The organism is Arsenophonus sp. ENCA (genome assembly GCF_002287155.1).
GTDB classification, from domain to species: domain Bacteria; phylum Pseudomonadota; class Gammaproteobacteria; order Enterobacterales; family Enterobacteriaceae; genus Arsenophonus; species Arsenophonus nilaparvatae.
This window is the reverse complement of the sequence record NZ_NHNG01000524.1, coordinates 1-5,551: the sequence shown is the minus strand read 5'-3', so window position 1 is coordinate 5,551 and position 5,551 is coordinate 1. Positions and strand designations below refer to the sequence as shown.

The window sequence follows — 5,551 nt, the reverse complement described above, 5'->3', positions numbered from 1 at the left end:
ATCGAGAAGTTAAACAAAATTGTGGTATTGAACGCTGTCAGGCTCGCACGAGCCGAGCGCAAAGAAATCATATTTTTCTCGCTATTTCTGCGTGGTTTGAACAACATAAACGTCGTATATCTGAAAAAATAACCCTTTATCAACAAAATTGGGACGTAATCAAAAATGCTATTGCTGAGCACATCCGTGTTTTATTAGCGTACCCAAATTAGTTTTGTGCGAAACTCGTGATAAATTAGGATTATTGTGTTGTAATTTTTGAATGATTTGTTGATATTGACCATCGTTATTTAAACTGATGCGATGACATTCATCGATAATTAACAGTGAAAAAGAAGTATTAAAATCAGCTAAATTTTTTGCCACAGATTGTACGCTAGCAAAAATAACTTTATTTTCATTTTGTTTTTTATTAAGTCCGGCGGCATAAATGTCAGCGGTTAGCCCATAGGCTTGATATTTATTATGGTTCTGTTCAACTAATTCTTTTACATGGGCTAATACCAGTACCCGCCCACGGGCTAATCGGGCTAATTCAGCAATAACCAGACTTTTTCCTGCGCCAGTAGGTAACACAATAACCGCAGGTTGTTTATGGCGGCGAAAATAGTTTATCGCTGCATTAACGGCCTCTTGTTGATATGGTCTTAGCGTAACTATCATGATTATTAACTTAAATATTAAAAATAAATAACAAATAGAGTGGCAATTTTTGTTAATTTATATTGAATTTATCTATATTAAAAATAAAATCTACTGTAGCAAGCTATATCTTCTCTAACAAGTTGTTGGTATAATTAATCGCGTTATAGTTATTTGCGTTATTTATTATCTGGATTGTTTTAAAAGCAATTATTGTAATCATCCAATGATTTAGCATAATAATACATATACATTCTAACCCTTTCATATACATTTAAAAATCATGATGCGACTTGATAAGTTTTTATCTCAACAACTAACAATTAGCCGTGGCTTGGTTATGCGAGAATTACGGGCAGGAAAAGTGATGGTTAATAATGAAGTAATAAAAACCGGCTCTCATCAAATTACGCCTGAAATGGTAGTTAGTTATGAAGATATAGTATTACAACATATTATTGGCCCACGTTATTTTATGTTGAATAAACCGCAAGGTTATGTTTGTTCGACGGCAGATAATGTTAACCCAACAATTTTATCTTTTATTGATGAGCCAGCTATAACAAAGTTACATATTGCCGGCAGATTAGACATAGATACAACCGGCTTAGTAATTATAACTGATGATGGTAAATGGACACATAAAATTATTTCGCAAAAGCATCATTGTGAGAAAACTTATCTTGTCACATTGACACAACCGATTTCGACTGAGGTAGCTGATAAGTTTTTAGCAGGTATATGGCTTAAAGGTGAAAAATCACCCACAAAGCCGGCCAAACTAGCGATAGTTTCATCAATGCAGGTGCGTTTGACAATTAGCGAAGGCCGGTATCACCAAGTCAAAAGAATGTTTGCCGCGGTGGGTAATCACGTTTGTGCGCTGCACCGTGAGCGTATTGGTGGTATTTATCTTGATCCAGCATTAGGGGCTGGTGAATATCGTTCTTTAACGAAAGAAGAAATAAAAACTATTTAAATTATATTTTTACTTGCTCGATTTGGGAGTATGTTAGTATGCAACGTCAGGGTTCATCTTATTTCAGCCTAATTCTGATTTTAGGCCTTATATCCATGTTGATGCCATTAGCCATTGACATGTATTTGCCTAGTCTGCCATCGATTGCAAAAAGTTTTAATGTTGATACCGGCCAAGTTCAGATGACCTTAAATAGTTATATTTTGGGCTTTGCAATAGGTCAACTGTTTTATGGCCCGATGGCTGATAGTATAGGTCGTAAGCCAGTGATATTAGGCGGCGTAATTATTTTTGCGATTACTTCAGCAATTTGTGCTTTAGCCAATAATATTGAGCAATTTATTTTTGTTCGTTTTTTACAAGGATTATCGGCAGCGGCAGCAAGTGTTGTCATCACTGCTTTGATGAGAGATATGTTTAGTAGTGATGAATTTTCACGAAGCATGTCTTTTGTTTTGCTAGTTATGACGATCGCGCCATTATTAGCACCGATCTTAGGTGGTATGGCAATGATTTGGTTTTCCTGGCATGCCATTTTTTGGATTATTTCCATAGCTGCAATCATAGGGGCGTTATTAGTTACTTTTTTTATTCAAGAAACGTTGCCGGAGGAAAAAAGACAAAAATTTCATTTACGTAATACGATAAAACAACTTTTTACCTTGTTTCGTGCTAGACAAGTCTTCTGTTATATTCTTGCTAGTGGATTTTCCTTTGCTGGGTTGTTTTCATTTTTAAATACCGGGCCGTTTGTCTATATTGAATTAAATGGGGTTTCGCCACAGCATTTTGGCTATTATTTTGGTTTAAATATTGTTTTTTTATTTTTACTGACCACGCTTAATAGCCGTTATGTACGCCATTTTGGCGCATTAAAAATGTTACATATGGGCTTAACATTGCAATTCATTATGGGAATGTGGCTGATCCTCAGTACTATATTGGACTTAGGTTTTATTCCTATGATATTTGGTGTTGCTGTTTATGTTGGTAGTATTGCTATGATCTCTTCTAATGCTATGTCTGTCATTTTAGATAATTATCCACATATTGCGGGTACAGTTTCATCTTTAGTTGGCACAATACGTTTTGGTATCGGTGCATTTTTTGGTTATTTGCTTTCTTGCTTTAAAACAACCACAGTGTGGTCGATGGTAGGATTTATGGGGTTATGTGTTTGTCTTGCAATGGGGTTTGTGTTGTTGGCTAATTACAGTAAAGACTAATGTGATTAGGATTATTTATCTATTTAATAAAGAAATAAATTTCATTAGTGTTGTATCGTTATTTAAATACTTTATTAATATGAACTCAATGTAATTTCTTATCTTTTACTTCGATAACAATCACAATTTAGATAGGCTCGATTCATGAGCCAATCAATTTATTAATTATTTCATTTTTATCTTTCATTACTGCTTATTTTAGCTAATTATCTGATATATGGCTTTTTTATAAAGAATTAAATGAAATAATACAGTTTTACTATTGAAAGATAATATGCTTTGTTGATTTTTAACAGATTTTATTTTGTTTAGGATAAGTTTTTATATTAGAATAACAAAAATTTATAATATTTATATGATGTAAAATACCAGGGCAAGTATAAAATAGCTTGATAAGTTAGTATGTTAAGTTATTTTTTTACTTAAATATAAAAATAATATAATTAATTACAATATAGGGTTTTTAGTGGGTAATTTAAAGTTATCTGTCATTCATCGTTTGCCACAAAATTATCGATGGTTAACAGGGCATACAGGTGAAAAAATCGAGGTAATGCCTGATAATATATCCAGCTCGGAGTCTAATATATTAATTGGCTTTAAGGTACTTTGCTATGATATTAGCGATAATTTGGCGGTATTAAAGTATTTAAGTTCAGCTTTAGATGAAATACAAATTGCTAATGATTTGCTTGAATGGCAGGGTCAAATTTGCCTTTTTATTCGTTATGAAGATGAAAGTTTAGCGATTTGTCATTTTAAAACAGTGGGTGTTGCTATTGCTGAATCAATAACGCTACCATCTCGTTATTATTCTCATTAAATATTAATACGTATCAATGATTCGACGAGCTGCATAATAATGTTTACTCCAGTAATCATCATTTATTGCAGAAACTGTTACACCGCTACTTGTTGAGGCATGGACAAATTTATCATTACCAATATAAATACCGACATGCCTATTAGTTGGTCCAGTTCTAAAAAAAACAAATCGCCAGGGCGTAAATTTTGTTGCCTGACCCAGTGGCCGGTATATTGTTGTTCATCTGTTGAGCGAGGTAAATCAACACCAAACTGCTCACTAAACATAGGTTGAGTAAAGGCTGAACAGTCAATACCTTTCTTTGTTGTACCACCAAAACGGTAAGCAACACCTCTCCAGTTTGCATACTGCTCTAATATTTTTGTTTTAATTTCCACATTGCGTACTAATTGTTCAAACTCGGCTTGTGATACCTGATAAAGTGAGTTAGATTGTGTTTTATATAGCGGTGAGTTTGGTGAATTACAAGCGGATAGTAATAAAGTAATGATTAGTGCCGGAGTAGGTTTCATACAGTATCTCAGTAACGGTTGAAGTTTGACCATTATTGATTTATCCCTTGTTATCTTTATGTGGATATTCGATATAATGTAAATTTGACGATATTTTATTTTGTTAGCTAAAGGTTAAAATATCATCACTATTGTTCGTTATATAAATGTATATGACTGATTACCTATTTCAAATACATTGATATGTTAAACATAAACAAGTTTATACAAGGAAATAAAAAATGGCGAGTTTTCTTGTATTAATTTACAAAAAATCAAAATTTTTTGATTAAATAACTAGTGTCGATGTAAATAAGCTTATTGAATAAAAGGTTTAATATTTTGGTTAAATATACTATTTAAAAAATCAGTGTATTGATGATTAGCAATTAAAATTAGCTAATTAATAAAAAATTAAGCTAAATTTGTTAGCAATATTTTATTAATTTATTGTTGCTTTTTGTTAAATTTTAATAAAATTTAATCTGTTTTTCAGTAGCAGAAAATTATTCAATTTTGTATAAATATAAAAATTGTTATTTTAAAATTTTTCTCCAAAACGTTGTTTTTACTTTACTAAATTATTTTTGACTTTATCAGTTAGATATTTGTGATATTTATTATAATAAAGTTATATTAAACAAATAGTCGTGATGACGAGAGAGCCATAAATTTAAATAGCGGTTAAATTAAAATGATTAATAAAGAACAAAATATTTTAATAAAGATGAGTAATGAGTTGTTATATTTAAAAGATAAAATAGACAATTTAATATTACATAGAAACTATCTTATGTGGAATTTTGCGGTTAGCTATATTTCATGATTCAACAGAATATTGAGTTATTGTAGTAAATGTTATTTTAATAAATTATTCGCAATTTCGCAGTAATTATTTAATAAAAATATTTAATAGTAATTTTATTTATTGTCCAGGATTAAACTTTTTATGATTTTATATAAAAAATATGGCAATGCCCAGCCTAAGATACCCTATTATTTAAATAAGAATTTTTTTATATCTCTACTGGTATTAACTTTATCATCTCAAGTTTATAGTGAATCAGATACTGGCGGTGTAATTTATTTTTATGGCGCTATTACTGTACCCGCCTGTCAAAATATTGTAAATGATAATATGCTAGAAACGAATTGTTGGGATAATGCAGGAAAAGTGGCAACCCAGAAGATAAGTATGGATTTATTAATTAATCAGCGACAAAAATCACTAATTAAATATGGGCACCTCGAAAAACCTAAGCCGAGTTTGATTTTGCTGATAAAGTTATCGGAAGCTGGTCTACTGAGCTAACCACCATGAAGAAACGCAGCGCCATTAAGAATGACCTCTTTGCAAACCAGTATCACCAACAGACGATCGACAAGT

4 protein-coding genes and 3 pseudogenes are annotated in these 5,551 nt (G+C 31.5%); 5 read left to right on the top strand and 2 right to left on the bottom strand.

Annotated elements, in window-relative coordinates; all coding sequences use genetic code 11:
- A pseudogene (locus CBG25_RS13645) lies at positions 1 to 212 on the top strand (hypothetical protein); the annotation flags it as partial.
- Positions 213 to 231: 19 nt separating this feature from the next.
- Here the strand turns inward: CBG25_RS13645 and CBG25_RS13640 are convergent.
- Positions 232 to 663 (bottom strand): annotated as a pseudogene (locus CBG25_RS13640) (DEAD/DEAH box helicase family protein); the annotation flags it as partial.
- Positions 664 to 928: 265 nt separating this feature from the next.
- On the opposite strand from CBG25_RS13640, the gene rsuA reads away from it, so the two are divergent.
- From rsuA to CBG25_RS13625, 3 genes are all read left to right on the top strand, one after another.
- Positions 929 to 1,621, top strand: a complete 693-nt coding sequence (gene rsuA, locus CBG25_RS13635; protein ID WP_290607281.1) for a 16S rRNA pseudouridine(516) synthase RsuA — start codon at positions 929 to 931, stop codon at positions 1,619 to 1,621.
- 38 nt (positions 1,622 to 1,659) lie between these two features.
- Positions 1,660 to 2,847: a Bcr/CflA family multidrug efflux MFS transporter gene (locus tag CBG25_RS13630; protein WP_290607279.1), complete on the top strand. Its 1,188-nt coding sequence runs from the start codon at positions 1,660 to 1,662 to the stop codon at positions 2,845 to 2,847.
- Positions 2,848 to 3,313: 466 nt separating this feature from the next.
- Complete coding sequence (locus CBG25_RS13625; RefSeq protein ID WP_290607278.1) at positions 3,314 to 3,670, top strand: hypothetical protein; 357 nt, start codon at positions 3,314 to 3,316, stop codon at positions 3,668 to 3,670.
- Between the two features lie 3 nt (positions 3,671 to 3,673).
- Here CBG25_RS13625 and mepS read toward each other — a convergent pair.
- A pseudogene (gene mepS / locus CBG25_RS13620) lies at positions 3,674 to 4,218 on the bottom strand (bifunctional murein DD-endopeptidase/murein LD-carboxypeptidase).
- Positions 4,219 to 5,113: 895 nt separating this feature from the next.
- Between mepS and CBG25_RS13615 the strand changes: the two are divergent.
- Positions 5,114 to 5,476, top strand: a complete 363-nt coding sequence (locus tag CBG25_RS13615; protein ID WP_290607276.1) for a hypothetical protein — start codon at positions 5,114 to 5,116, stop codon at positions 5,474 to 5,476.
- The last annotated feature ends 75 nt before the right edge of the window (positions 5,477 to 5,551 follow it).